We start from the raw sequence: 26,863 nt of genomic DNA on the forward strand, positions 1-26,863 counted from the left end.
GCGCTGCTTTCACGTTGTTTGATATCCCGTGGCAACGGCGGCATATATTACTGATTTAAGAATTCTGCGCAACAAAAATTTCGATGAAGATCACTTAACTGCTTAGGAATCATGCTGCACGACCAGAAATGACGCGATTTCTGGTCATGCGATAATCAACCCATCGAACTTAAACGTTTTTGCGCTTGTTTGGCGCCGTCTGTACCCGGGAATTTTGCAACCACCTGCTGATAAACCGCTTTGGCTTTTGCAGTGTCGCCTTTGTCCTGCATGATCACGCCGACTTTATACATCGCATCAGGCGCTTTCGGTGATTTCGGGTAATTTTTCACCACAGAGGCAAAATAAAACGCCGCATCATCCTTTTTACCCTTGTTGTAATTCAACTGACCCAGCCAGTAGTTCGCATTTGGCTGGTAAGTGGAATCAGGGTACTTCTTAACGAAGTTCTGAAACGCAACGATAGCATCGTCCTGGCGCGATTTATCCTGCACCAGGGCAATGGCCGCGTTATAGTCCGTATTCGCGTCACCGCTCTGTACAGGCGCACCTGACGACGCGGAGGCATCTGCCGCAGGTGCAGGCGTCGCCGTACCGCTTTGATCGCCTGCTGCTGGCTGTGCAGCCGCACCGCCGCTGCTCAGGCTATCCATCTGCGACAAGATTTGCTTCTGGCGTTCCACAACCTGATTAAGCTGATACTGACTCTCCTGGATCTGACCACGAAGGGAATCGATATCGTTCTGGTTGTCAGAAAGTTGCTGCTGGAGTTGAGTTAAAAGCTGGCTGTGAGCGTTAGAGATACGCTCGAGTTGAGTGACCCGGTCTTCTACCGAGCCTGAGCCGACACTACTGATTGGTGCCTGAGCAAAAGCGGCCCAGGGGGCCGCTATTCCAACCAGTAACGACAGACTCATCAGATGATGTCTGAAGTTACTGCTCATGCAATTCTCTTAGTAAACGAGTACGGCACGACGGTTTTTGGAGTAAGCCGCTTCGTCGTGACCCAGTACTGCTGGTTTTTCTTTACCGTAAGAAACGATGGAGATCTGGTCAGCAGAAACGCCTTTACCCTGCAGGTACATTTTAACAGCGTTCGCACGACGTTCACCCAGGGAGATGTTGTACTCTGGAGTACCACGTTCGTCCGCGTGACCTTCTACGGTGACTTTGTAAGACGGGTTGCTACGCAGGAAGTTTGCGTGCGCATCCAGCATCGCAGCGAAGTCAGAACGGATGTCGTATTTATCCAGATCGAAGTAAACGATGTTGTTCTGCTGTAACTGCTGCATCTGAAGACGCGCTTGCTCTTCAGAAGACATATTGCCATTGCCGTTAGCGTCCATACCGGTGCCGGCACCCATCATGCCTTCGCCGCTCTGGTCATTGCTTGCGTTCTTGTTAGAAGAACACGCTGCGATTGCCATAACAGGCAGAGCGATCATCAGCCCCTTCAGCACTTTGTTCAGTTGCATTTCTAAGATTCCTTTAGTAATCAATTAATTATTATTACAGATACGGCGACCAGGCAGGTGATTTTACCTGTCCATCAGTTGCCGGAAGACGCGCTTTGAAACGCCCATCTGTAGAAACCAGATTCAGCACGGATCCCATCCCCTGAGAAGAGCTGTAGATTACCATGGTGCCGTTAGGTGCCAGACTTGGCGTTTCATCCAGGAACGTTGACGACAGTATTTGTACGCCTCCCGTTACCAGATCTTGTTTGGCAATGTGCTGCTGACCACCCGCAGTGCTGACCATTACCATTGTTTTACCATCGGCACTGACGTCAGCATCCTGGTTCTGAGAACCTTCCCAGGTAATACGCTGCGCTGCTCCGCCGTTGATATTCACTTTATAAACTTGTGGACGACCTGCCTGGTCGGACGTAAAGGCCAGATTCTGGCTGTCCGGGAACCAGGTTGGCTCAGTGTTATTGCTACGACCATCCGTGACCTGACGGATCTGACCAGAACCAATATCCATTACGTACAGGTTCAGGCTACCGGTTTTAGACAGGGCAAACGCCAGTTTGGTACCGTCCGGAGAGAACGCAGGTGCACCGTTGTGACGTGGGAATGACGCAACCTGACGAACAGCACCGTTAGAGAGCGTCTGGATGACCAGCGCGGAGCGGCCGCTTTCGAAGGTCACATACGCCAGCTTTGAGCCGTCCGGAGACCATGCCGGAGACATCAGCGGCTGCGGTGAACGGTGTACGGTGAACTGGTTGTAACCATCGTAGTCAGAGACGCGCAGCTCATAAGGGAACTGGCCGCCGTTGGTCTGTACCACGTACGCGATACGGGTACGGAACGCACCTTTAATACCGGTCAGCTTCTCAAACACTTCGTCACTCGCCGTGTGGCCTGCGTAACGCAGCCACTGCTTGTTCACTTTATAAGTGTTTTGAGCCAGAACGGTACCCGGCGCACCGCCGGTATCCACCAGCTGATAAGCGACGTTATAGCCGCCGTCTGGTGCAGGCGTAACCTGACCGACAACTACCGCATCAATACCCAGCGCAGACCATGCAGCAGGCTGAACGTCCTGCGCAGTACCCGGCTGCTGAGGCAGGCGGGAACGATCTAATGGGTTAAATTTACCGCTGTTACGCAGGTCAGCTGCAACAATGCCGCCAATATCTTCAGGCGCAGCGCCCGGGCCTGCCCACTGGAACGGAACGACACCAATCGGACGCGCCGAGTCCACCCCCTGGGTGATCTCGATACGTACTTCTGCGTGCAGTACAGCTGCCCACAGCATTAAAAAACTAACTGCTACACGTAATGCCTGCTTCATCATATCTCCCTTATCTGGGTAACCTTACCCACGATAATTTAGCAGAATGTTAACAAACCCAAATAGACAAAACTACTTATCCTGTTTACGACCATAGACTGTTTTTCATACTTCCGTTAGAAGAGTTGATTACAGCTTAAAGTCCAGTTTGGCATCTTTTATCCTTTCATAAACAGCCTCGCTAGGCGGTTTAGGAATGTTCGCCGATCTGGCTGCGGCCAGCGCAGCCTGACAGAGCGCAGGATCGCCCCCTTCAGACGTCACGCTTTTCAACCTGCCGTCTGGCGCAAGATTGATGTGCAGTACGCATTGCTTGCCCTGATACAGGCCTGCATCAAAGAGTCGGCTCTGAATCGCAACCTGGATCTGTTTGGCATAAGCACTGATATCTGCACCTGTTGCCCCACCGTTGGCTCCGGAGGTACCGCTGTCTTTTGACGGCTGTCCATTTCCTTTCGCCCCACCGCCCGTTTTCGGTGCATTCTTACCGGAACTCAGGTCGCCCAGCAGATCGTCAACTCCTGCGGCTGCGGCAGCTTTCTCAGCGGCAGCGGCCTTTTTAGCAGCGGCTTTTTCGGCTGCTGCTTTCTTATCGGCAGCGGCTTTCTCAGCTGCAGCTTTTTTATCAGCAGCGGCTTTTTCCGCAGCGGCGGCTTTTTCTGCCGCAGCTTTCTCAGCGGCAGCCGCTTTCTTCGCCGCTTCGGCGGCCGCTTTTTTCTCTGCTTCCTGGGCGGCTTTCTTCGCGGCTTCTGCTTCGGCTTTCTTCTGTGCGTCAGCAGCGGCTTTTTTCGCGGCTTCGGCTTCCGCTTTCTTCTTCGCATCAGCAGCGGCTTTCTTCGCGGCTTCTGCTTCGGCCTTCTTCTGCGCGTCAGCAGCGGCTTTTTTCGCTGCTTCTGCGGCTACTTTCGCCTGAGTATCTGCCTGCGCCTTAGCGTCTGCTGCGGCTTTGGCTGCCGCCTCCTCCGCCTGCTTCTGCTGTTCCTGCGCTTTCTTCGCTGCGGCTTCAGCCTGTTTCTGCTGCTCCGCCTGCTCTTTCGCGGCTTCCTGCGCCTGCAAACGCTCTTTCTCAAGCTGCTTCAAACGTTCCTGCTCGGCGGCCTGCTTTTCACGCAGCTCTTCCGCCTGCTGTTGCGCCTGTTTTTCACGCTGCTCTTCAGCGCGTTTTGCGCTCGCCTGCTGCTGTTGCTGACGATTATAGTTCTGCACTACCGCACCGGGATCTACCATGACGGCGTCGATGGATGAGCCTCCACCACCGCCCGATGCATCAATGTGCTCATCGAACGAACTCCAGATCAGCGCTGCAAAAAGAATCACGTGCAGCACTGCGGAGACGATTATCGCTCGCTTAAGCTTGTCGTTCTGTTCGGTTGCCTTTGACACTATCGGTTCCCAAAAACTACGCAGATGATCAAATAGGCTGAGTCATTAAGCCAACTGACTTAACGCCCGCGCTATGTAGCAAGTTCAGCGCTTTGATAATTTCATCATATGGTACGTCTTTCGCACCACCGATTAAGAAGACCGTCTTCGGATTTGACTCCAGGCGTCGTTGCGCTTCAGCAATAACCTGCTCGGGCGGAAGCTGATCCATACGATCTTTCTCTACCACCACGCTGTACTGCCCTACGCCGGAAACCTCAATGATGACCGGAGGATCGTCATTGGTGCTTACCGCCTGTGATTCTGTCGCATCCGGCAGATCCACTTCCACGCTCTGGGTGATGATGGGCGCTGTCGCCATAAAGATCAGCAGCAGCACCAGCAGCACGTCCAGTAACGGAACGATATTGATTTCGGACTTGAGCTCGCGACGACCTCGTCCACGCGATCTGGCCATGGTTTACCCCTTGTTGCTCTCGGTGCTGGTAAACGCCTGACGATGCAGAATCGCGGTGAACTCTTCCATAAAGTTGTCGTAGTTCAGTTCCAGTTTATTCACGCGCTGGTTCAGACGGTTGTACGCCATTACCGCCGGAATTGCCGCGAACAGACCGATTGCGGTCGCGATCAGTGCTTCTGCGATACCCGGTGCCACCATCTGCAAGGTTGCCTGCTTCACCGCCCCCAGGGCGATAAAGGCGTGCATGATCCCCCACACCGTACCAAACAGGCCGATATACGGGCTGATGGAGCCAACGGTACCGAGGAAAGGAATATGCGTTTCAAGATTTTCCAGTTCACGATTCATGGAGATGCGCATCGCACGCGACGCACCTTCTACCACGGCTTCCGGCGCATGGTTGTTAGCACGGTGTAAGCGAGCGAACTCTTTGAAACCGCTATAAAAAATTTGTTCGGAGCCTGAAAGGTTATCACGGCGTCCCTGGCTTTCCTGATAGAGACGAGAAAGCTCTATACCCGACCAGAACTTATCTTCAAACGCTTCGGCTTCGCGGCCAGCGGCATTGAGGATACGCGTTCTCTGGATGATGATGGCCCAGGATGCGATTGAAAAACCAATCAAAATCAACATGATAAGTTTAACCAGAAGGCTTGCCTTCAGGAACAAATCAAGGATATTCATGTCAGTCACTGCTTAAACTCCGCGACAATAGACTTAGGAAGCGCACGAGGCTTCATTATGGTTGGATCAACACAGACAATCAGGACTTCAGCTGAGTTAAGTACCGTGTTCTCTGCATTGACTATCCGCTGCGTGAAAACCAGTGAAGTTCCGCGCATTGATGTAATTTCTGTTTGGACTTCGAGCATATCGTCGAGTCTGGCAGGCGCAAAATACTCAAGCGTCATCTTGCGTACCACGAAGGCAACTCGCTCAGCCAACAGCACCTGTTGACTAAAGTGATGATGGCGCAGCATCTCTGTGCGTGCCCGTTCATAAAAAGCAACGTAGCTGGCGTGGTAGACCACACCACCGGCATCGGTATCTTCGTAATAGACACGTACCGGCCATCGAAACAGCGTTGTATTCACTTTACATCCCGGTAATACAAGAAAAGTTGGAGCTTTCAAACTTCGCTACTATACGCGCGGGAATGATGGTTTGGAATGGGGGAAAGTAAACGGAGAGTAAATTTTTATGGGCTCGGGTAAGCCCATATCATTAACGGACATTTCTTATTCAGAAGAAGAAGAAAATCAAACCGGCGAGAAGAACCAGATCGGCAATCAGCGGGCAGAAGATACCCTGCCAGTGAAGCGCTTTCGGACGAAAGCCGACACCGTGAATCACACCTGCACACACCGCCCACATAATCAGGAAGCCGTGCCAGATCTCAAGCTCGCTGGTTTTAGCCGCGAAGCGCGACGGGTCCCAGAAGATACAGCCCGCCAGCAGTAATGCCATAATGAGGGAAAGCGCCCGCAGGGGGCGCTTGTCCATTACCGCATATAACGTTGCGATAATATTCATTAGTGCTTATCTTCACCTGCTTTAGACGCTTCTACATGCTCAAGCGCCAGGGCAGTGATGACACCAAATGCACAGGCAAGAAGCGTCCCTAAAATCCATGCGAAATACCACATATTCAGCTCCTTACTTAATACATAGAGTGGGTGTTGCTTTCGATATGTTCTTTAGTGATGCGACCGAACATTTTCCAGTAACACCAGGCGGTGTAGAGCAGGATAATCGGCACGAACACGCAAGCAACGTACGTCATCAGGTTCAACGTCAACTGGCTGGACGTTGCATCCCACATGGTCAGGCTAGCATTCATCATGGTGCTGGATGGCATCACGAATGGGAACATAGCAATACCTGCCGTCAGGATAATGCACGCCAGCGTCAGGGAAGAGAACACGAACGCCATAGCGCCTTTCTCCAGACGAGACATTAACACTGTCAGCAGTGGCAGCAGCACACCCAGAGCAGGGATAGCCCACAGCGCAGGCATATTGTTGAAGTTCACCAGCCATGCGCCAGCCTGACGCGCCACCTCTTTGGTCAACGGGTTAGACGGTGCGGTATGGTTAATGGCGGAGGTCACCACGTAGCCATCAATACCGTACACGACCCACACGCCTGCCAGCGCGAAGCAGACCAGCGTCACCAGCGCCGCCACCTGAGCGGTCGCACGGGAACGCAGGTGCAGTTCACCCACGGTACGCATCTGGAGATAGGTTGCGCCCTGGGTGATGATCATCGCCACGCTCACCACGCCCGCCAGCAGACCAAACGGATTCAGCAGCTGGAAGAAGTTACCGGTGTAGAACAGACGCATATATTCGTCGACGTGGAACGGTACGCCCTGTAACAGGTTACCGAACGCCACACCAATGACCAGCGGTGGAACGAAGCTACCAATGAAGATGCCCCAGTCCCACATGTTACGCCAGCGGGTGTCTTCAATCTTGGAGCGGTAGTCAAAACCTACCGGACGGAAGAATAAAGAGGCCAGCACCAGAATCATCGCCACATAGAAGCCGGAGAACGCAGCCGCGTAAACCATCGGCCAGGCAGCGAACAGCGCGCCGCCTGCGGTGATCAGCCACACCTGGTTACCGTCCCAGTGCGGGGCGATGGAGTTGATCATGATTCGACGCTCGGTGTCATTACGACCGAGGAAACGGGTGAGCATGCCCACGCCCATATCGAAACCATCGGTGACCGCAAAACCAATCAGCAGAACGCCGATCAACAGCCACCAGATAAAACGCAATACTTCATAATCGATCATTTGATGACTCCTGTCTTAGCGTGCCGGCTGAGTAGTCGTAACAGACTGCTCGTAGTGGTAGCGACCGGTTTTCAGGCTGCTTGGGCCAAGGCGCGCGAACTTGAACATCAGGAACAGTTCAGCCACCAGGAACAGGGTGTACAGACCGCAAATCAGCAGCATGGAGAAGATCAGGTCGCCTGCGGTCAGGGAGGAGTTCGCTACCGCTGTTGGCAGCACCTCACCGATCGCCCATGGCTGACGGCCATATTCCGCAACAAACCAGCCGGACTCGATAGCAATCCATGGCAGTGGGATACCGTACAGCGCGGTGCGCAGCAGCCATTTTTTCTCACCGATACGGTTACGAATGACTGACCAGAACGAGGCCGCGATGATCAGCAGCATGATAATGCCGCAACCCACCATGATGCGGAACGCGAAGTACAGCGGCGCAACGCGTGGAATAGAGTCTTTGGTTGCCATCTGAATCTGCGCTTCCGTCGCGTCGGAGACGTTCGGGGTATAGCGTTTCAGCAGCAGACCGTAACCGAGGTCTTTCTTCACGTCGTTAAATTGATCGCGAACGGCCTGGTCGGTAGAACCGGCGCGCAGCTGTTCCAGCAGCGAGTAGGCTTTCATCCCGTTACGGATACGCTCTTCATGCTGCACCATCAGATCTTTCAGGCCAGTCACCTGTTTGTCGACGGAGCGCGTGGCGATAATACCCAGAGCGTAAGGAATTTGAATGGCGAAGCGGTTTTCCTGCGCGTCCTGGTCAGGCACGCCGAACAGGGTAAACGCTGCCGGTGCCGGCTGGGTTTCCCATTCAGCTTCAATTGCGGCGAGTTTGGTTTTCTGCACGTCACCCATTTCGTAACCGGATTCATCACCCAGAACAATAACGGACAGAATCGCGGCCATACCGAAGCTTGCTGCGATAGCGAAAGAACGCTTGGCGAACGCGAAGTCACGGCCGCGCAGCATATAGTAGGAGCTGATGCCCAGCACGAACATCGCGCCGCACACATAGCCAGACGCCACGGTGTGCACGAATTTAACCTGGGCAACCGGGTTCAGGACTAGCTCAGCGAAGCTGACCATCTCCATACGCATGGTTTCGAAGTTGAAATCAGATGCGATTGGGTTTTGCATCCAGCCGTTCGCCACCAGGATCCACAGTGCGGACAAGTTGGAGCCTAATGCCACCAGCCAGGTTACCGCCATATGCTGGACTTTACCCAGACGGTCCCAACCGAAGAAGAACAGACCTACAAAGGTGGATTCGAGGAAGAAGGCCATCAGACCTTCAATGGCCAGCGGCGCACCGAAAATATCCCCTACATAGTGGGAATAGTAAGACCAGTTTGTCCCGAACTGGAACTCCATGGTCAGACCGGTTGCCACGCCCAGCGCAAAGTTGATACCAAACAACTTGCCCCAGAACTTGGTCATATCTTTATAAATCTGTTTGCCGGAGAGGACGTAAACCGTTTCCATGATGGCCAGCAGGAACGCCATACCGAGCGTCAGCGGCACAAAAAGGAAGTGGTACATCGCGGTCAAGGCAAACTGTAAGCGCGACAGTTCGACTACGTCTAACATTATGACTCCTTGCTCATCGCATGAAGACTCCGAGAGTGAACCCCGTTAGATAAGGATCCACACGCATGCCCCAATACAAAGTTATCTGCTTCCCTTCTTCGTTGCTTATTCTCTACAGGAGGAAAAAGCAATGATGAAAGGTTACAAATACGTTAAGAAAAAACCAAATTGATCCCGTAAATATAATACGCTGCAAAACCCTTACAATAAACAGGTTTTTATTCGAACAGATTTACGTTTTTCGACGGCGATCAATTTATAGCAAAATTACCACTTTTCGGCCATTTTGATCGGGAACAATTTAACGCCTTTTGGAGCCTTTTTCCAAGGATTAAACATTGATTTAAATCAAAAACAGCCGGTACTGTTAATGATGTTTCTTTGTGACATGGATAGTAAAAACCTTGTTAATAACATGTATATTTAAAGGCATTAATGGTTATAAAAGCCAGAAGATAATATAAACAGTTGTGATTTTTATTAACGCGTGTGAAAAAAGACCTTTTTGCAGGGAGAGAAACATATAATGTTATCCGCTTCACAGTATTTTTCTTTCGTTTTACTACCCGCCTAAAAGATTACATTTCATTCACCTTCGCTAATCTTAAAATTAACACCATTTGGTGACTATTTGATGAAATAAAGGCCGCAGGGGATGCGGCCTTGATATTGTTCTTGAGATTACCTTTCAATTTTTATGCTGAAGGTGCGTGACTGGCCTGGCCGGAAAGGCCCCGTAATGGCTGAGCCCTCCTCCCCTTGCGCTTTGCACACCTCATTCATGTCCGTTTCGCAACAGGCCTGGACCTCACGGTTCACAGACAAAGCCACGTCACTGGAGCGGGTCTCCGAAGGGTTGTACAGACGAAGAATCATCTCGTCACGATCCTCCGCTTTTTTCAGCGCACTGAGTACACATCCGTTAGGCGCCAGCGTTAGCAGGCTATAGCTACAGGGTGTGGTGAAAGAGGCACGGTTAAGCTTCATCGCATCCCACGGAATTTTGTTATAACAGTGCACTGGCGTTAACCACGACTTCGCCTGCTGCGCAACGCCAGCACTGACGGGCGTACCATTAAAACTGAACAGGCTAAAGCGACAGGTTAACTGGCCCCGCATCTGCGAATCAGGCACCGGCATTTTGATCCCGGACGGTCTGCCAGGGCGCAGAAGTAAGTCTTCCTTCCCAAGCAACCCGACGCCGCGAAGCAACGTCAGGGCAAACGTGTTTTGACGCTCACCTGTTACTTCAAATTCGCGCAACCCTTCGGTAAATAGCGCCATCCCGTTACGCCGTTCCTGGAGCACCGCGTAGTTGAGCAGATTCCACACCGGCAGCGGCGCTTCCTTCCATCCCTCCTCCTGCCAGTCTGCCATCGCTTCATCCTGTACAGGGCGCGTCAGCGAACCAAACTGGGTATCGGCTAAGACCGTCTCTGTGGTGAATGGTGTCGGGATCAGCACCCGCACACGGTGGTCATCCGCGTGATTTCCGAGACGTGCCTCGACGTCGATACGTCGGCTGTTATGGCTGAGCGTGACCGTGAGTTCTGCCTCAAGCGTTCCCGTCTGCTGACGCGCAGAACGTTCAGCGAGATCCGCTGGCACCGCCATTCGATGGCGGATCACCGCCCTGCTCTGCCAGGCCTCGTGGATCACCTCAACCTCATGTTCGCCCTGCGCGGAAGAGAGTCTCCACTCTTCCCGTGAAGGCGAGTAGTCGTACTCATCGCCATCATCCGAGCTCTCTTCAATTTCCAGCGCGCGGTCATAGATAAGCCCGGACGCTTTATCGAGCAGACGCAAAGTACCGTCCTCGTTTAACGTTACTTCCCAGAAAGCATTTTCCAGTAACGCCTCCGGCGATTTATCTGGCGTCTGCAGTTTGCCGGCCACGTGCGGCTCGATATAGAGCGTGCGGTAACCCATAGATGGCAGGATCTGGTTGAGCTGGATGTCAAACTCCATGAAGGGATCGTAGTTGCCGTAATGCACTATCTGCCGGTCAATCAGCCCGGGGTCTATCTCACGCGCGCTGCGGAGATAATAAGGGATTTCATTTCCCTTTTCGTCCAACAGGCGGAACTGGCTGGCGCGCAGACGTATCGTGGTGTTAATCACTTCCTCACGCGGCCAGGGCGTGAGGTTAAACATCACCAGTTTGTCTTCCTCGCTCTGCGGCATGTTGTCGACAATCTTGCGCATATAGAAGCACGTCAGGTTATCAGCCATGTCTTCCGCCAGCTCAAAGCGTGACATCACCTCGCGATGCACTTTATCGCTGCAGCAGCAGCCGATACTGTCGTGGGCGTGATTCTTGAGGATCTCTTTCCACATTTTTTCCAGCAAGCCGTGGTGATAGTCAAAGCCCAGCGTCCAGGCAAGCGTAGCCAGCGGCTCAAGGACGTTGACGATTTTATTCTCTATCCGGGCGTGGGCGATTTTGATGTCCATCCGCGTGGAGCCGATCGTCCGGTGCACCCGCATATATTTACCGTCAATAAATTCCCCTTTCAGCGTCGCCAGTTCATCGCGGTGCGCATCGATATGGTCAAACACCTCCTCGAAGCGGCTCATCACAAACTGACGCTGCGGATAGATTTTGCGCAGCTTATCCATCACCGCAAATATGTTCTGCTGGAGCGGCATCTGATCATGGCCGTTAGGCAGCAAAATTTCTTTCGTCACGGAGGCTTTTTCGAGCACCTCGAAGTAGTTGTCGAGCCGTTTGCGCAGTCCGGCTTCATCCTCCGGTAAGTACTTACCAATCGCGTAGCCCAGCGGCAGCACCTGTGCCGTCACTTCGCTGCCGTCCTGGCTTTGCCAGAGAAATTCGGTTTTATCGGTACCGTGCCGCTCGGAACACCCGCGCCAGAACATGGTGCGCGTGATGCCAAAACCGTTGTAAATGTGTGGCAGCTGGGAAGACATGCCGAAGGAGTCCGGCAGATAGCCAATTTTCATCGGCTCGCCAAAGGCCAGACAGTCGCGCATGCCGTACATCAGATTGCGCACAATCGACTCGCCGGAGACAAGGGTGGTGTCCGTCTGGGTATACCACGGCCCGATAATCAGCTTCCCGGCCGCCACCAGCGCCTTCACGCGTGGCCTGTTTTCCGGTTTCACGGCAAAATAATCTTCCAGCACCGCCGTCTGGCCGTCGAGAACGTAGTATTTATACTCTGCGTCCTGCTCAAGACGGGTGAGGATCTCTTCCATATTATTGACCAGAAGAATACGTGACGCTTCGGTGGTGAAGTACCACTCCCGGTCCCAGTGCATATGTGGCGTGATATGAACGCGAGATACAGCTTTCATCTTCGTTTCCTGTCAGTGCGTGTTTAGGATGGTATGTCTTCAGTCACGTAGGTACCGCTCTTCACGGCCTGGCGTCGCCAGAGCAGTAAAATGAGCGTAGAGATTGCGGCGCCCACCAGCGCGGCGCCAAACCAGCCGGCAGCGGCTATCACGCCGCCCAGCCCGGCATCATGCAGTAAGAAGAGAGAGAAAATGCCCGCGCCCGGGGTGGAGAGCCCAATACCCATCGCTCCGACAATCGCTCCGGTCGCCATTGACCCCAGAACAAATGAGCCGATGACTCGCAACGGATCCTCGATAGCCATCGGAATTGCCCCTTCGGTGATGCCCGCCAGCCCCAGCAGCCAGGTGGATTTGCCGGTCTCAATTTCGAACTGTTTAAACAGATTCGGAGCCAGCATCGTTGATGCCGTCACGGTAAAGGCCGAAACCATTTTGACGGAGGCGAAGATCGCATAAGGCCCGTATACGCCGTTGGCCATCGCGCCCAGACAGAACGCGTAAGAGGCTTTGTTGACCGGACCGCCCAGATCGAACGAGCACATAAAGCCCAGGATTGCCCCCAGCAGCAGCGCGTTCGCGCCGGAGAGACCATTAAGCCAGGCGGTCAGGGCGTTATTGATCCAGGCCACCGGTTCGCCGATCACAAACAGCATCAGGCTGCCTGCGCCCAGTACGCCAATCACCGGATAGAGATAAAAAGTCAGAAAGCCGTTGTAGCGGCTACTCAGCCGGATGTGGTTTTTCACCCAGCGCATCAGGTAGCCCGCAATCAGCCCGCCGACGATGGCCCCCAGAAAGCCGGAGCCGATCATATTGGCGGCAAGACCCGCCGCAAAGCCCGGCGTAAGCGCAGGTTTATCCGCCAGCGAGTAAGCGGTATAGGCCGCCAGAACAGGGACCATCAGAATGCCGAGCATCCCACCGCCCAGTTTGCGGTACATCCACAGCCACGAGTTTTCCTGATCGAACAGGTGCTGCAAGCCCAGGATTTGCGCCAGCAGTACCGACACGGCCAGCACCGTGCCGCCAGCGACAATCAGCGGCACCGCAAAGGAGATACCGCTGAGCAGCGCTTGCTTGAGTTCGGTTTTAACGGACTTTTTCGCGTCCGAGTCGACATGCGCAGGACGCGCATCGGATACAGGCTGTAGCGCCAGCGCACGCTCAATGAGCGCTTCCGCATGGCGCAAGGGTTCCGCGACGGGCACGGAAATGGCGGGGATCCCCTGAAAACGCTCACGCTCTTTGATCGCCACTTCCGCCGCGAAGATACACGCTTTTGCCTCCTGCAAATGCTGCGCGGTGATGCGCCCCTCAATACCGTTTGCCCCCTGCTTTTCGACCACTACATTGACGCCGAGCTTACGTCCCGCTTTTTCGAGATATTCCGCTGCCATGTAGGTATGGGCGATCCCGGCCGGACAGGCGGTAACGCAGACGATCGTCGGGGCATTCTCTGCGACGGCGGTTTCTTGCGCCTCAGGCGCCGTTTTCAGCGCAGCAAGCACCGCTTCCGCGCTGGTCGCCGTCATCACGTGCGCCCTGAGATCGTCATCCGCCAGGCGGGACGTCAGTTCCGTCAGCACCTGAATATGCGTTGATCCCGCTTGTGCGGGAGGAATGGCGAGCAAAAAAATCAGCTCGACCTCCTCCGGTCCGTCCACGCCTTCCCAGGCCAGCGGCTCGCGCAGTGTTGCCACGGCAAAAGCCGCTTCCTTTACTGCCGCTGATTTACCATGGGGTACGGCCAGCCCCTCGCCCAGCGCCGTCGGGCCAAGCGATTCGCGATGGAAAACCTCTGCCAGAAACGTATCGGCGTCGGCTATTTTGCCCAACGCTACCAGCCGCGTCGCAAGCTGACGGATTGCCTCATCACGGCTGGTAAACTGCGCCTGCACGCAGACAGCACGGGGGTCGGTCAGAGTCGTCAGGTTCATAAGATCCTCACCTATCCTAAGTTATTGTCTGGGGAGGATTGTGGCAGACTGGATAATACATTTATGTGATCATTTTCACTAACAACGATATTTGTATTTAATTTGTATTATTTACAAATCAGTCACTGAAGGCATAATTCCCCTAAAAAGGTATTAAAAAGGCGTAACACAATGGGCAATAAACCGATGTACCGGCAGATCGCCGATGCGTTCCGCGAGAAGATTAACGCCGGGGAATTAAAACCCGGAGACGCGCTGCCGACGGAATCCAGCCTTCAGGAGGCATTTAACGTTAGCCGTGTCACCGTGCGGCAGGCTTTGAAGCTGCTCGCCGACGAGCAGATCATCGAAAGCATTCAGGGCAGCGGCTCGTATGTAAAAGAGGAGCGGGTGAATTACGATATTTATCAACTTACCGGCTTTTACGAAAAACTGGCGGATCGCAACGTTGATACGCACAGCGACGTCAGCGTCTTCGAAGTGGTGAAAGCCGATGAGCGGCTCGCGGCAAAACTGGCGCTCAATCCGGATGATAAGGTCTGGCACGTCAAGCGCGTACGCTTCATCAGGGAAAAGCCGGTGAATCTGGAAGAGACATGGATGCCGCTGGCGATGTTCCCCGACCTCACCTGGGAAGTGATGGAACAGTCGAAATACCATTACATTGAGCAGGTCAAAAAGCTGGTTATCGATCGCAGCGAGCAGGAGCTGGTGCCCATCATGCCATCGGACGAGGCGATTGCCGCCCTGGCGCTCGATCCGGCAAAACCAATTCTTGAAAAAGTTTCCCGCGGCTTCCTTAAAGACGGCCGGGTATTTGAATACAGTCGCAACGTGTTTAATACCGACGACTATAAATTCACTCTGGTGGCTAAACGCAGACAATAAAAAAAGGCCGCTTTACAGCGGCCAACCATGTCGAAACGGACATTTTTTTATACTTCAACGCGCCCCATTCGGGGAGCAGAGAGGACTTACTTAATGATGGATTTCAGTGCTTCACCGATATCCGCCAGGCTGCGAACGGTTTTCACGCCTGCGGCTTCCAGTGCTGCGAATTTCTCATCAGCCGTACCTTTACCGCCAGCGATAATCGCACCCGCGTGACCCATACGTTTGCCTTTCGGCGCGGTCACACCCGCGATGTAACCCACCACCGGCTTGGTCACATGATCTTTGATGTAAGCAGCCGCTTCTTCTTCCGCGCTACCACCGATCTCACCGATCATCACGATCGCTTCGGTCTGTGGATCTTCCTGGAACAGCTTCAGGATGTCGATGAAGTTAGAGCCTGGGATCGGGTCACCGCCGATGCCCACGCAGGTGGACTGGCCGAAGCCGTAATCGGTGGTCTGCTTAACTGCTTCATAGGTCAGGGTACCGGAACGGGACACGATGCCCACTTTGCCCGGTTTGTGAATGTGGCCCGGCATGATGCCGATTTTGCATTCGCCCGGGGTGATAACGCCTGGGCAGTTCGGGCCGATCATGCGCACGCCTGCTTCGTCCAGCTTCACCTTCACGGTCAGCATATCCAGCGTCGGGATACCTTCGGTGATGGTGATGATCAGCTTAATGCCTGCGTCGATCGCTTCCAGAATAGAGTCTTTGCAGAACGGCGCTGGAACGTAGATCACGGTCGCGGTTGCGCCCGTCGCTTCTACTGCTTCACGCACGGTGTTGAACACCGGCAGGCCCAGGTGCGTGGTGCCGCCTTTACCTGGCGTTACGCCGCCAACCATCTGCGTACCGTAGGCAATCGCCTGTTCGGAGTGGAAAGTCCCCTGGCTACCGGTGAAGCCCTGGCAGATAACCTTGGTATCTTTATTAATTAAAACGGACATTATTTCCCCTCCACTGCGGCAACAACCTGCTGAGCTGCATCCGTCAGACTTTTCGCTGCAATAATATTCAGGCCGCTGTCAGCCAGTTTTTTTGCGCCGAGTTCAGCGTTATTCCCTTCCAGACGTACAACAACCGGAACGTTAACGCCCACTTCTCCTACCGCGCCGATGATACCGTCGGCGATCAGGTCGCAACGTACGATACCGCCGAAGATGTTCACCAGAACCGCTTTTACGTTGCTGTCAGAGAGAATGATTTTGAACGCTTCGGTTACGCGCTCTTTGGTTGCGCCACCGCCCACGTCGAGGAAGTTCGCTGGCTCACCGCCGTGCAGCTTAACGATGTCCATGGTGCCCATTGCCAGGCCCGCACCGTTAACCATGCAGCCGATGTTGCCATCCAGCGCCACGTAGTTCAGCTCCCACTGGGCAGCCTGCGCTTCACGCGGATCTTCCTGAGACTGGTCGCGCATTTCGCGCAGATCCGCCTGGCGGAACAGCGCGTTGCCGTCAGCGCCCAGCTTGCCGTCGAGGCAGATCAGGTCGCCCTGGGTGGTGATCACCAGCGGGTTGATCTCGATCAGCGCCAGATCGCGCTCCAGAAAGATGGTCGCCAGCCCCATGAAGATCTTGGTGAACTGCTGAACCAGCTTGCCTTCCAGACCCAGTTTGAACGCCAGCTCACGTCCCTGGTAAGGCATTGGGCCCGCCAGCGGATCGATTGCCACTTTGTGGATCAGGTGCGGGGTCTCTTCCGCCACTTTTTCGATTTCCACGCCGCCTTCGGTAGATGCCATGAACACCACGCGACGGGAGCTACGGTCTACGACTGCGCCGAGGTACAGTTCTTTCGCGATGTCGGTTGCCGCTTCAACCAGGATCTGGTTGACCGGCTGGCCATTCGCATCTGTCTGGTAGGTTACCAGACGCTTGCCGAGCCAATGTTCAGCAAACGCACGGATCTCTTCTTTGCTCTTAACAACCTTCACACCGCCCGCTTTACCACGGCCACCAGCGTGAACCTGACATTTAACTACCCACGGGCCGGAACCGATTTTAGATGCGGCTTCTTCTGCTTCACGCGGGGTAGTACAGGCATAACCCACCGGAGCCGGTAAGCCTGACCTGGCAAACAGCTGTTTGGCCTGATATTCATGTAAGTTCATGTGTTCTATCCATCCTTCAGGGTAATCGTTATCTTCAAACCTGTAGACCGGCGCTACGCTTATCCGGCCTACAGGGCAGGTGATGCTAAATAGTTACTAAACGTCCAGCAGCAGACGCGTTGGATCTTCCAGCAGCTCTTTAATGGCAACCAGGAAGCCTACGGACTCGCGGCCGTCGATCAGGCGGTGATCGTATGAGAGCGCCAGGTACATCATCGGCAGGATCTCAACTTTACCGTCTACCGCCATTGGACGATCTTTAATGGCGTGCATACCCAGGATCGCGCTCTGCGGCGGGTTGATGATCGGGGTAGACATCAGCGAGCCGAACACGCCACCGTTGGTAATGGTGAAGTTACCGCCAGTCAGGTCTTCAACGGTCAGCTTGCCGTCGCGGCCTTTCACGGCCAGCTCTTTGATTTTCTTCTCAATGTCAGCCATACCCAGGGTGTCCACATCACGCAGAACCGGGGTGACCAGGCCGCGTGGGGTAGAAACCGCCATGCTGACGTCGAAGTAGTTGTGGTAAACCACGTCATCGCCATCGATAGACGCGTTCACTTCCGGGTAGCGTTTCAGCGCTTCAACTACCGCTTTCACGTAGAAGGACATGAAGCCCAGACGGATACCGTGACGTTTTTCAAACGCGTCACCGTACTGCTTGCGCAGGTCCATGATTGGCTTCATGTTGACTTCGTTGAAGGTGGTCAGCATCGCGGTGGAGTTTTTCGCTTCCAGCAGACGCTCGGCCACGCGCTTGCGCAGGCGGGTCATCGGCACGCGTTTTTCGCTACGTGCACCCAGAGCTGGCTGTGCCGCTGGTGCTGCCGCAGGGGCTTTCGCTTCCGCTTTCGCCTCTGAAGGCGCTTTTGCCAGATGCTTGTCGATATCTTCGCGAGTCAGACGGCCACCCACGCCGGTACCTTTGATGGCTGCCGGATCGAGGCTGTGCTCAGCCAGCAGGCGACGGATCGCCGGGCTGAGCGCGTCATTGGTTTGCTCTTCCAGAGACGCCTGCTGGCGCTGGGCTGGGGTAGACGCTTTCTCTTCAGATTTCGCGCTGGACTCTTTGCCCGCGCTGTTGCCTTCACGCAGGCGACCCAGGATCTGGCGAGAAGTCACGGTCGTACCTTCGTCTTCCAGGACTGCATCCAGAATGCCATCCGCTGAAGCCGGTACTTCCAGTACCACTTTGTCAGTTTCGATTTCTACCAGCACTTCGTCACGGGTTACCGCGTCGCCTGGTTTTTTGTGCCAGGTGGCGACGGTTGCATCTGCTACGGACTCAGGCAGGTCGGGAACAAGAATATCTACGCTACTCATTATGTATCCTTTAATTAATCGACGTTCAGCGCGTCATTGACCAGATCTTGTTGCTGCTTCTGGTGAACGGACATATACCCTACCGCCGGAGAGGCGGAGGCCGGGCGACCTGCATAACGCAGGGCAGACCCAAATGGAATCACTTCACGGAAATGATGCTGGCTGCAATACCATGCGCCCTGGTTGAGCGGCTCTTCCTGGCACCAGACAAAATCATGAACGTGAGCGTACTGTTTCAGTACTTCCTGCATCGCCTGATGCGGGAACGGATAAAGCTGCTCGATACGCACGATGGCGACATCTTTCTGATCGTTCTTACGGCGCTGTTCCAGCAGGTCGTAATAAACCTTACCAGAACACATTACGACACGCTTAACGGCCTGCGGATCCAGCTCGTCAATTTCACCGATGGCTGGCAGGAAGGTGCCGTTAGCCAGTTCATCCAGGCTCGAAACCGCCAGCGGATGACGCAGCAGGGATTTTGGCGACATGACCACCAGCGGACGGCGCATACCGCGCAGCGCCTGACGACGCAACATGTGGTACACCTGAGCCGGGGTGGACGGCACGCAGACCTGCATGTTCTGCTCGGCGCAGAGTTGCAGATAACGCTCCAGACGCGCGGAGGAGTGCTCCGGCCCTTGCCCTTCATAGCCGTGCGGCAGCAACATCACCAGACCACACATACGGCCCCACTTCTGCTCACCGGAGGAGATGAACTGGTCGATGACGACCTGCGCACCGTTGGCGAAGTCACCGAACTGCGCTTCCCAGATAGTCAGGGTGCGAGGTTCTGCGGTGGCGTAGCCGTATTCGAAGGCCAGAACCGCTTCTTCTGACAGCACGGAGTCCCAGACCTTGAACTGGCCCTGACCGTTATGCACGTGCTGAAGCGGAGTATAGGTTGAACCGTTAGACTGGTTGTGTACAACCGCATGACGGTGGAAGAAGGTGCCACGACCCGCATCTTCACCGGACAGACGAACCGGAATACCTTCGTCAACCAGCGTCGCATAGGCCAGCGTTTCCGCGCCGCCCCAGTCGAACAGCTTTTCACCCGCCGCCATGGCCTGGCGGTCGCCATAGATCTTGGCCACGCGGGATTGCATCTCGATCGCTTCCGGCACGGTGCTGATGCGTTTAGCCAGCTCCTGCAAACGCTTCATCTCAACCTTGTTCGGGTAGCTCTCGTCCCACTCGTGGTTGAGGTACGGCGACCAGGTAAAGGAGTGCATGTTCATTGGGCGCAGCTCTTTGACCACGCATTCACCCGCGTCCAGCGCGTCGCGATAAAGATTGACCATTTCGGTCGCATCTTCCAGCGTCGCCACTTTTTCGCTTTCCAGCTTGTCAGCATAGATTTTACGCGGCGTCGGGTGTTTTTTGATTTTCTGGTACATCAGAGGCTGGGTTGCACTTGGCTCATCCGCTTCGTTGTGGCCGTGACGGCGGTAGCAGAAGAGGTCAATGAACACGTCGCGCTTAAAGGTGTTACGGAAGTCCAGCGCCAGACGGGTAACGAAAGCAACGGCTTCCGGGTCATCCGCGTTTACGTGGAAGATTGGCGCCTGAACCATTTTACCGATGTCGGTGCAGTACGGGGTAGAACGCGCATCCAGCGGGTTAGAGGTGGTGAAGCCCACCTGGTTGTTGATTACGATGCGAACGGTACCGCCCACTTCATAACCACGCGCTTTCGACATGTTCAGGGTTTCCTGAACCACGCCCTGCCCTGTGACTGCCGCATCACCGTGAATGGTGATTGGCAGCACTTTATTGCTGCTCGGCTCGTCCAGACGATCCAGACGCGCACGCACGGAACCGATAACCACCGGGCTGACGATTTCCAGGTGCGACGGGTTAAACGCCAGCGCCAGGTGAACCTGACCGCCCTCGGTTTCGATATCCGACGAGAAGCCCATGTGGTACTTCACGTCACCGGTGCCGAGGTGCTCTTTATGTTTACCCGCAAATTCGTCGAACAGATCCTGCGGTTTTTTACCCAGCACGTTAACCAGCACGTTCAGACGGCCACGGTGCGCCATGCCCAGCACCACTTCGCGCGTGCCGCTCTTACCGGCATGACGAATCAGCTCTTTCAGCATCGGGACTAACGCATCGCCGCCCTCCAGTGAGAAGCGTTTTGCGCCCGGGAATTTCGCGCCCAGATAGCGCTCAAGGCCTTCGGCTGCCGTCAGTTCGCTCAGGAAACGTTTTTTCTCGTCTGCTGAGAAATTCGCGTGACCCGCCACGGATTCGATACGCTGCTGGATCCAGCGTTTCTCTTCGGTGGAGGTAATGTGCATATATTCCGCGCCGATGGAGCCGCAGTAGGTTTGCTTGAGCGCATCAATCAGATCGCCCAGCTTCATCGTGTCTTTGCCGATGGCAAAGGAACCTACGTTAAAGCTTTCCTGGAAATCGGCCTCGGTCAGATCGTGATAAGCCGGATCGAGATCCGCTACACGTTCCTGCTGCCACAGTCCCAGCGGATCGAGATTCGCATGCTGGTGACCACGGAAGCGATAAGCGTTGATAAGCTGCAGGACTTTTACCTGCTTCGCATTGGTGTCAGGGTCGGAAATCGCAGAAGAGTAACGTGAGGCATCCTTCGCCAGACGACGGAAATAATCACGTGTTTTTGAATGGAATTGATCCGGTTTGACCCCTGTACCAGGCAACTGCTGGAACATGGAACGCCAGTTTGCGTCCACTGAGTCAGGATCGGTTAAGAAGTCTTCATAGAGCTGTTCTATCCAGCTCTGGTTTGAACCAGAGAGGTAAGAAGAGTCCAGCCAGGCTTTCATTGCGCCGTTCTGCATCGTGATCCCTTAAGCATTTTTATGCTTACTTTCGCCGTAGAAACTACCACGCACACCATGTGTACGTGCCGGGGTTCACCTGCGAGCTCTTTTCATTTGGCCCGCGAAGGAACCTTTAGAAACTGTCTAAACTTCAGGGCAGTTTTTAAAGGTTTCTGCAATCTGTCCGCTGGCGCTACGCTTACCGGGCCTACTGTTACGTAGGCCTGATAAGCGCAGCGCCATCCGGCGTTGTTACTTACGCACTGCGCTGCAACAACATCGACTTAATATGGCCGATGGCGCGCGTCGGGTTCAGCCCCTTAGGACACACACTGACGCAGTTCATGATGCTATGGCAGCGGAATACGCTGAAAGCGTCACTTAACCCTTCCAGACGATTCTCGGTTTCGGTATCGCGGCTGTCGATCAGGAAGCGATAGGCAGCCAGCAGACCCGCAGGGCCGATAAATTTATCCGGGTTCCACCAGAATGACGGGCATGACGTTGAACAGCATGCACAGAGAATACACTCGTACAACCCATCGAGTTTTTCACGCTGCTCAGGCGACTGTAAGTGCTCGCGAGCGGGTGGATTTTGCCCATTATTCAATAAGTAAGGCTTAATCTTCTCATATTGTGCATAGAATTGCCCCATGTCCACCACCAAATCACGCACGACCGGCAGGCCAGGCAGAGGACGGATGACAATTTTCTGGCCTGCACGCTGTAGCGCTGAAATTGGCGTGATACAGGCCAGACCGTTTTTGCCGTTCATGTTTACACCGTCAGAGCCACATACCCCTTCACGGCAGGAGCGGCGGAACGACAGCGTAGGATCTTTTTCTTTCAGCTGGATTAAAGCATCCAGCAGCATCATGTCACGACCTTCTTCCGCTTCGAGGGTGTAATCCTGCATACGCGGAGCATCGTCTACATCCGGGTTATAACGATAAACTGAGAATTCGAGTTTCATTATCCTGTCTCCGCATTAGTAAGTACGAATCTTCGGCGGGAACGCCGGACGCAGTTTCGGTTCCATGTTAACGCTACGACGCGTCATGGTTTCCGACTCTGGCAGATACAGGGAATGGCACAGCCAGTTTTCGTCATCACGATCCGGGAAGTCGAAGCGGCTATGGGCGCCACGGCTTTCGGTACGGAAGTTTGCCGACATCGCGGTTGCGAACGCGGTTTCCATCAGGTTATCCAGCTCCAGGCACTCAACGCGCTGGGTGTTGAACTCGCTCGAGGTATCGTCCAGACGGGCATTCTTCAGACGCTCGCGGATCGTTTTCAGTTGCTCAAGCCCTTTGGCCATCGCGTCACCTTCACGGAATACCGAGAAGTTGTGCTGCATACACTCTTGCAGCGCTTTACGGATTTCAACCGGATCTTCGCCGTTACGGTTGCCGTTCCAGCGGTTGAGGCGCTCAAGAGAGGCATCAATTTCGTCGTCGGTCGCATCACGCAACGCGCCCTGCTCGGCAATAGATTCCTGGAGATGCAGCCCCACCGCACGGCCAAATACCACCAGGTCCAGCAGGGAGTTGCCGCCCAGACGGTTTGCGCCGTGCACGGATACGCAGGCAATTTCGCCTACCGCGAACAGACCAGGGATGACCACGTCTTCACCCTGCTCGTTCACGGTCAGCGCCTGACCGGTCACTTTGGTCGGAATACCGCCCATCATGTAGTGACAGGTTGGGATAACCGGAATCGGCTCTTTTACCGGGTCGACGTGGGCGAAGGTGCGGGACAGTTCCAGAATGCCCGGCAGACGGGATTCCAGCACTTCTTTACCCAGATGGTCGAGTTTCAGCTTCGCGTGCGGGCCCCAAGGGCCGTCGCAGCCGCGGCCTTCACGGATTTCGATCATGATGGAACGCGCCACCACGTCACGGCCCGCCAGGTCTTTCGCATTCGGGGCATAACGCTCCATAAAGCGCTCGCCATGTTTGTTCAGCAGATAGCCACCTTCACCACGGCAGCCTTCTGTCACCAGCACGCCCGCACCGGCGATACCGGTTGGGTGGAACTGCCACATCTCCATGTCCTGCACCGGCACGCCAGCGCGGATAGCCATCCCAACGCCGTCACCGGTGTTGATGTGGGCGTTGGTAGTGGACTGATAGATACGGCCTGCGCCGCCGGTGGCCAGCACGGTTGCGCGCGCTTTGAAATAGACCACTTCACCGGTTTCAATGCACAGTGCGGTACAACCCACCACCGCGCCATCGGCGTTTTTCACCAGATCCAACGCATACCACTCGGAGAAGATGGTGGTGTGGTTTTTCAGGTTTTGCTGATAAAGGGTATGCAGCAAAGCGTGACCGGTACGGTCAGCCGCTGCTGCGGTACGTGCCGCCTGTTCGCCGCCGAAGTTTTTCGACTGGCCGCCAAACGGACGCTGATAGATGGTGCCATTTTCCAGACGGGAGAACGGCAGACCCATGTGGTCCAGCTCCAGAATCGCTTCCGGGCCGGTTTTACACATATATTCGATGGCATCCTGGTCGCCGATGTAGTCGGAACCTTTTACCGTATCGTACATGTGCCATTCCCAGTTATCTTCATGGGAATTACCCAGCGCAACGGTGATACCGCCCTGCGCAGACACAGTGTGGGAACGGGTCGGGAATACTTTAGAGAGCAGCGCACAGGTCTGGCCGCTCTGGGAAATTTGCAGTGCGGCGCGCATACCTGCGCCACCCGCACCAATCACAACAGCATCAAATTCTCTGACTGGCAGTTTCATTACACACCCCACACCACAACAAATCCATAAATGACGTAAACCAGCAGAGCAACAACAATAATCAGTTGCAGCGGAAGACGAATCGCCAGCGGTTTAACGTAATCGGTCAACACCTGCCACATGCCAATCCAGGCATGAATAAGGATTGAGAACAGGGCCAGCAGGGTGAACACTTTGGTGAAGGCCGATCCGAAGAAACCACTCCAGATTTCCCACGTCAGTGTGCCGCTAGTGGCGAAGAAACCGATCATATAGATGATGTAGAGCGTGAGGACGATGGCGGTAGCGCGGACCAGGATGAAGTCATGTACGCCGTTGCGTCCTAATGCGGAGGCGTTGCTTACCATACGAGAACTCCTGCGAGAAGTGAAAGCACGACAGTGATCACAAATGAAATGTTAGCGGTACGTTTACCGGCCTCGAACGTCTCTTCCAGGTAGCCAAAGTCCATCAGCATATGGCGAACGCCGCCAACCACGTGATAGGCCAGCGCGGTCAGAATGCCCCACATGATAAATTTCACGAAGAAGCTGTTCATGATGGCTGAGGCCTGGAGGAATCCTTCAGGAGATGAGAGGCTGGTTCCCAGTAACCACAGCAAGATACCAACCGCCACAAACGTAATCACACCAGAAACACGGTGCAGAATGGACGCTATTGCTGTTACAGGGAATCGGATCGTTTTGAGATCCAGATTGACAGGTCTTTGTTTTTTCACATTTCTTATCATGAATAACGCCCACATGCTGTTCTTATTGTTTCCTTCCTCCGGACTGCGATGCGGGTCAGACAGCGTTCCTTTTCTATAACTGCGCGTCATGCAAAACATTGCTTCCAAATGCTAAAACGACACGTTACAACGCTGGGTGGCTCGGGATTGCAGGGTGTTCCGGAGACCTGGCGGCAGTATAGGCCGTTCACAAAATCATTACAATTAACCTACATACAGTTTGTTGGGTTTTCTCTGGAACAGTGATCGGGGTCACGATAACAACATCTTTTTAATTTTTAATCATCTGATTTGACAAATGTTAAACAATATTGTTACAAACGTCATCAGAAAAGGCATATAATGCGCAAAAGTTATGAGGTCTCTCTTTCACCTGACAAATAGTTATGTAACAGTGTGATGGTATTGACCGAAGTTATCAGGACAGTTATTAGTGATATACAGGTTTGAATAATTCGGACTGCAAAAACGCTGATTTGCTGTTGTTTCACTGATATTTCATTCGTTTACCTGCAAGGCGCCATAGCTCTGTACCCTGGTTTCTCCTCGTGAGCTGAGCGGTAAGCCAAATAACAATCTGGTAACGATGATTAACAGCTGAAAGCAAATCCGGTAAAGCGCAGTCTTAAGCATAAGGCGCTAAGGAGACCGTAAATGGCTGATACAAAGGCAAAACTCACCCTAAATGGTGATGATGCTATTGAACTGGATGTGCTAAAAGGCACGCTCGGTCAGGATGTTATTGATATCCGTACGCTGGGTTCCAAAGGGGTATTCACCTTTGACCCTGGATTCACCTCCACCGCATCTTGCGAATCCAAAATCACCTACATTGACGGTGACGAAGGTATCCTGCTCCATCGCGGCTTCCCCATCGATCAGTTAGCCACCGAATCCAACTATCTGGAAGTGTGCTACATCCTGCTGAACGGCGAAAAACCGACGCAGGCCCAGTACGATGAATTTAAAACCACCGTGACCCGTCACACCATGATCCATGAGCAGATTACCCGTCTGTTCCATGCGTTCCGTCGTGACTCTCATCCGATGGCGGTCATGTGCGGTATTACCGGTGCGCTGGCGGCGTTCTACCACGATTCTCTGGACGTGAATAACCCACGTCACCGTGATATCGCGGCGTTCCGTCTGCTGTCCAAAATGCCTACTATGGCGGCGATGTGTTACAAATACTCTATCGGTCAGCCGTTTGTGTATCCACGCAACGACCTCTCCTACGCAGGTAACTTCCTGCGCATGATGTTCTCCACGCCGTGTGAAGAGTATGAAGTGAACCCGGTGCTGGAACGCGCGATGGACCGTATTCTGATCCTGCACGCTGACCACGAACAGAACGCCTCGACCTCTACCGTCCGTACCGCAGGCTCTTCCGGCGCGAACCCGTTCGCCTGTATCGCTGCGGGTATCGCCTCCCTGTGGGGACCGGCGCACGGCGGCGCGAACGAAGCAGCACTGAAGATGCTGGAAGAGATCAGCTCCGTTGAGCACATTCCTGAGTTCGTGCGCCGCGCGAAAGACAAGAATGACTCCTTCCGTCTGATGGGCTTCGGTCACCGTGTTTACAAAAACTACGACCCTCGCGCGACCGTTATGCGTGAGACCTGCCACGAAGTGCTGAAAGAGCTGGGCACCAAAGATGATCTGCTGGAAGTGGCGATGGAGCTGGAACACATCGCGCTGAACGACCCGTACTTCATCGAGAAGAAACTCTACCCGAACGTCGATTTCTACTCCGGTATCATCCTGAAAGCGATGGGCATTCCGTCTTCCATGTTCACCGTGATCTTTGCCATGGCGCGTACCGTAGGCTGGATTGCGCACTGGAACGAAATGCACAGCGAAGGCATGAAAATCGCGCGTCCTCGTCAGCTGTATACCGGCTACGAGCAGCGTGATTTTAAGTCTGACATTAAGCGCTAAAAAACACGCCCGGCGG

The 26,863-nt window shown here is 54.2% G+C and carries 23 protein-coding genes; 2 read left to right on the forward strand and 21 right to left on the reverse strand.

Annotated features, from left to right (window positions below):
- Nucleotides 1–155 precede the first annotated feature (155 nt).
- The 13 genes from cpoB to mngA all read right to left on the reverse strand — a co-directional run bounded on the left by cpoB (nucleotide 156) and on the right by mngA (nucleotide 14,287).
- Nucleotides 156–944, reverse strand: a complete 789-nt coding sequence (cpoB, locus tag IM282_RS15060) for a cell division protein CpoB (RefSeq protein ID WP_192970529.1) — start codon at nucleotides 942–944, stop codon at nucleotides 156–158.
- 9 nt (nucleotides 945–953) lie between these two features.
- Entirely contained in the window at nucleotides 954–1,475 is a 522-nt protein-coding gene (gene pal, locus IM282_RS15065) for a peptidoglycan-associated lipoprotein Pal (RefSeq protein ID WP_003858578.1), read from the reverse strand.
- 34 nt (nucleotides 1,476–1,509) lie between these two features.
- The gene (gene tolB / locus IM282_RS15070; protein WP_022647472.1) at nucleotides 1,510–2,802 is read right to left on the reverse strand and encodes a Tol-Pal system beta propeller repeat protein TolB; all 1,293 of its coding nucleotides are present in this window, start codon (nucleotides 2,800–2,802) and stop codon (nucleotides 1,510–1,512) included.
- Nucleotides 2,803–2,931: 129 nt separating this feature from the next.
- On the reverse strand, nucleotides 2,932–4,185 hold the full coding sequence (gene tolA / locus IM282_RS15075; RefSeq protein ID WP_157508176.1) for a cell envelope integrity protein TolA: 1,254 nt from the start codon (nucleotides 4,183–4,185) through the stop codon (nucleotides 2,932–2,934).
- A 28-nt stretch (nucleotides 4,186–4,213) separates the two neighbouring features.
- Nucleotides 4,214–4,642, reverse strand: coding sequence for a colicin uptake protein TolR (tolR, locus tag IM282_RS15080; RefSeq protein WP_003858589.1), 429 nt, complete (start codon nucleotides 4,640–4,642; stop codon nucleotides 4,214–4,216).
- A gap of 3 nt (nucleotides 4,643–4,645) precedes the next feature.
- Nucleotides 4,646–5,338: a Tol-Pal system protein TolQ gene (tolQ, locus tag IM282_RS15085; RefSeq protein WP_022647470.1), complete on the reverse strand. Its 693-nt coding sequence runs from the start codon at nucleotides 5,336–5,338 to the stop codon at nucleotides 4,646–4,648.
- Nucleotides 5,335–5,739 carry a tol-pal system-associated acyl-CoA thioesterase gene (ybgC, locus tag IM282_RS15090; protein WP_003858593.1) on the reverse strand — a complete coding sequence of 135 codons (405 nt, stop codon included), beginning with the start codon at nucleotides 5,737–5,739 and terminating at the stop codon, nucleotides 5,335–5,337. The genes tolQ and ybgC overlap by 4 nt, the downstream gene beginning before the upstream one ends.
- 148 nt (nucleotides 5,740–5,887) lie before the next feature.
- On the reverse strand, nucleotides 5,888–6,178 hold the full coding sequence (ybgE, locus tag IM282_RS15095; protein WP_003858596.1) for a cyd operon protein YbgE: 291 nt from the start codon (nucleotides 6,176–6,178) through the stop codon (nucleotides 5,888–5,890).
- Nucleotides 6,178–6,291 (reverse strand): cytochrome bd-I oxidase subunit CydX, encoded by a 114-nt coding sequence (gene cydX / locus IM282_RS15100; RefSeq protein ID WP_014169181.1) that lies wholly within the window; start codon nucleotides 6,289–6,291, stop codon nucleotides 6,178–6,180. Before cydX ends, ybgE begins: the two co-directional genes overlap by 1 nt.
- Nucleotides 6,292–6,305: 14 nt before the next feature.
- Nucleotides 6,306–7,445 carry a cytochrome d ubiquinol oxidase subunit II gene (gene cydB, locus IM282_RS15105; protein WP_022647469.1) on the reverse strand — a complete coding sequence of 380 codons (1,140 nt, stop codon included), beginning with the start codon at nucleotides 7,443–7,445 and terminating at the stop codon, nucleotides 6,306–6,308.
- Between the two features lie 15 nt (nucleotides 7,446–7,460).
- Nucleotides 7,461–9,029: a cytochrome ubiquinol oxidase subunit I gene (cydA, locus tag IM282_RS15110; protein ID WP_023299615.1), complete on the reverse strand. Its 1,569-nt coding sequence runs from the start codon at nucleotides 9,027–9,029 to the stop codon at nucleotides 7,461–7,463.
- 681 nt (nucleotides 9,030–9,710) lie between these two features.
- The gene (gene mngB / locus IM282_RS15115) at nucleotides 9,711–12,347 is read right to left on the reverse strand and encodes a mannosylglycerate hydrolase (RefSeq protein ID WP_045308834.1); all 2,637 of its coding nucleotides are present in this window, start codon (nucleotides 12,345–12,347) and stop codon (nucleotides 9,711–9,713) included.
- A gap of 23 nt (nucleotides 12,348–12,370) precedes the next feature.
- A complete protein-coding gene (mngA, locus tag IM282_RS15120; RefSeq protein WP_192970530.1) occupies nucleotides 12,371–14,287 on the reverse strand; it encodes a PTS 2-O-a-mannosyl-D-glycerate transporter subunit IIABC in 1,917 nt (638 codons plus the stop codon).
- Between the two features lie 171 nt (nucleotides 14,288–14,458).
- Between mngA and IM282_RS15125 the strand changes: the two genes are divergently transcribed.
- Entirely contained in the window at nucleotides 14,459–15,175 is a 717-nt protein-coding gene (locus IM282_RS15125) for a GntR family transcriptional regulator (RefSeq protein ID WP_063201067.1), read from the forward strand.
- Nucleotides 15,176–15,261: 86 nt separating this feature from the next.
- On the opposite strand, the gene sucD is transcribed toward IM282_RS15125, so the two are convergent.
- The 8 genes from sucD to sdhC all read right to left on the reverse strand — a co-directional run bounded on the left by sucD (nucleotide 15,262) and on the right by sdhC (nucleotide 24,924).
- Entirely contained in the window at nucleotides 15,262–16,131 is an 870-nt protein-coding gene (sucD, locus tag IM282_RS15130) for a succinate--CoA ligase subunit alpha (protein WP_006809578.1), read from the reverse strand.
- Complete coding sequence (gene sucC, locus IM282_RS15135; RefSeq protein WP_022647464.1) at nucleotides 16,131–17,297, reverse strand: ADP-forming succinate--CoA ligase subunit beta; 1,167 nt, start codon at nucleotides 17,295–17,297, stop codon at nucleotides 16,131–16,133. Before sucC ends, sucD begins: the two co-directional genes overlap by 1 nt.
- A gap of 96 nt (nucleotides 17,298–17,393) precedes the next feature.
- A complete protein-coding gene (odhB, locus tag IM282_RS15140) occupies nucleotides 17,394–18,620 on the reverse strand; it encodes a 2-oxoglutarate dehydrogenase complex dihydrolipoyllysine-residue succinyltransferase (protein ID WP_023299612.1) in 1,227 nt (408 codons plus the stop codon).
- A gap of 14 nt (nucleotides 18,621–18,634) precedes the next feature.
- Complete coding sequence (gene sucA, locus IM282_RS15145) at nucleotides 18,635–21,442, reverse strand: 2-oxoglutarate dehydrogenase E1 component (RefSeq protein ID WP_022647462.1); 2,808 nt, start codon at nucleotides 21,440–21,442, stop codon at nucleotides 18,635–18,637.
- Between the two features lie 238 nt (nucleotides 21,443–21,680).
- Nucleotides 21,681–22,397, reverse strand: coding sequence for a succinate dehydrogenase iron-sulfur subunit (locus tag IM282_RS15150; protein WP_022647461.1), 717 nt, complete (start codon nucleotides 22,395–22,397; stop codon nucleotides 21,681–21,683).
- Nucleotides 22,398–22,412: 15 nt separating this feature from the next.
- A complete protein-coding gene (sdhA, locus tag IM282_RS15155) occupies nucleotides 22,413–24,179 on the reverse strand; it encodes a succinate dehydrogenase flavoprotein subunit (protein ID WP_023299611.1) in 1,767 nt (588 codons plus the stop codon).
- Nucleotides 24,179–24,526, reverse strand: a complete 348-nt coding sequence (sdhD, locus tag IM282_RS15160) for a succinate dehydrogenase membrane anchor subunit (RefSeq protein ID WP_003858621.1) — start codon at nucleotides 24,524–24,526, stop codon at nucleotides 24,179–24,181. The genes sdhA and sdhD overlap by 1 nt, the downstream gene beginning before the upstream one ends.
- Nucleotides 24,520–24,924 carry a succinate dehydrogenase cytochrome b556 subunit gene (gene sdhC, locus IM282_RS15165; protein ID WP_026080740.1) on the reverse strand — a complete coding sequence of 135 codons (405 nt, stop codon included), beginning with the start codon at nucleotides 24,922–24,924 and terminating at the stop codon, nucleotides 24,520–24,522. The genes sdhD and sdhC overlap by 7 nt, the downstream gene beginning before the upstream one ends.
- 639 nt (nucleotides 24,925–25,563) lie before the next feature.
- Between sdhC and IM282_RS15170 the strand changes: the two genes are divergently transcribed.
- A complete protein-coding gene (locus IM282_RS15170) occupies nucleotides 25,564–26,847 on the forward strand; it encodes a citrate synthase (protein ID WP_006809584.1) in 1,284 nt (427 codons plus the stop codon).
- The last annotated feature ends 16 nt before the right edge of the window (nucleotides 26,848–26,863 follow it).

It is taken from the genome of Enterobacter cloacae complex sp. P29RS (assembly GCF_014893445.1).
Lineage (GTDB): Bacteria > Pseudomonadota > Gammaproteobacteria > Enterobacterales > Enterobacteriaceae > Enterobacter > Enterobacter intestinihominis.

Bases quoted from the DNA above. Each gene is read 5' to 3' on its own strand.
- cpoB (WP_192970529.1), bottom strand. From the start codon at position 944: ATGAGCAGTAACTTCAGACATCATCTGATGAGTCTGTCGTTACTGGTT.
- pal (WP_003858578.1), bottom strand. From the start codon at position 1,475: ATGCAACTGAACAAAGTGCTGAAGGGGCTGATGATCGCTCTGCCTGTT.
- tolB (WP_022647472.1), bottom strand. From the start codon at position 2,802: ATGAAGCAGGCATTACGTGTAGCAGTTAGTTTTTTAATGCTGTGGGCA.
- tolR (WP_003858589.1), bottom strand. From the start codon at position 4,642: ATGGCCAGATCGCGTGGACGAGGTCGTCGCGAGCTCAAGTCCGAAATC.
- ybgE (WP_003858596.1), bottom strand. From the start codon at position 6,178: ATGAATATTATCGCAACGTTATATGCGGTAATGGACAAGCGCCCCCTG.
- cydX (WP_014169181.1), bottom strand. From the start codon at position 6,291: ATGTGGTATTTCGCATGGATTTTAGGGACGCTTCTTGCCTGTGCATTT.
- cydB (WP_022647469.1), bottom strand. From the start codon at position 7,445: ATGATCGATTATGAAGTATTGCGTTTTATCTGGTGGCTGTTGATCGGC.
- cydA (WP_023299615.1), bottom strand. From the start codon at position 9,029: ATGTTAGACGTAGTCGAACTGTCGCGCTTACAGTTTGCCTTGACCGCG.
- mngB (WP_045308834.1), bottom strand. From the start codon at position 12,347: ATGAAAGCTGTATCTCGCGTTCATATCACGCCACATATGCACTGGGAC.
- mngA (WP_192970530.1), bottom strand. From the start codon at position 14,287: ATGAACCTGACGACTCTGACCGACCCCCGTGCTGTCTGCGTGCAGGCG.
- IM282_RS15125 (WP_063201067.1), top strand. From the start codon at position 14,459: ATGGGCAATAAACCGATGTACCGGCAGATCGCCGATGCGTTCCGCGAG.
- sucD (WP_006809578.1), bottom strand. From the start codon at position 16,131: ATGTCCGTTTTAATTAATAAAGATACCAAGGTTATCTGCCAGGGCTTC.
- sucC (WP_022647464.1), bottom strand. From the start codon at position 17,297: ATGAACTTACATGAATATCAGGCCAAACAGCTGTTTGCCAGGTCAGGC.
- odhB (WP_023299612.1), bottom strand. From the start codon at position 18,620: ATGAGTAGCGTAGATATTCTTGTTCCCGACCTGCCTGAGTCCGTAGCA.
- sucA (WP_022647462.1), bottom strand. From the start codon at position 21,442: ATGCAGAACGGCGCAATGAAAGCCTGGCTGGACTCTTCTTACCTCTCT.
- IM282_RS15150 (WP_022647461.1), bottom strand. From the start codon at position 22,397: ATGAAACTCGAATTCTCAGTTTATCGTTATAACCCGGATGTAGACGAT.
- sdhA (WP_023299611.1), bottom strand. From the start codon at position 24,179: ATGAAACTGCCAGTCAGAGAATTTGATGCTGTTGTGATTGGTGCGGGT.
- sdhD (WP_003858621.1), bottom strand. From the start codon at position 24,526: ATGGTAAGCAACGCCTCCGCATTAGGACGCAACGGCGTACATGACTTC.
- sdhC (WP_026080740.1), bottom strand. From the start codon at position 24,924: ATGTGGGCGTTATTCATGATAAGAAATGTGAAAAAACAAAGACCTGTC.
- IM282_RS15170 (WP_006809584.1), top strand. From the start codon at position 25,564: ATGGCTGATACAAAGGCAAAACTCACCCTAAATGGTGATGATGCTATT.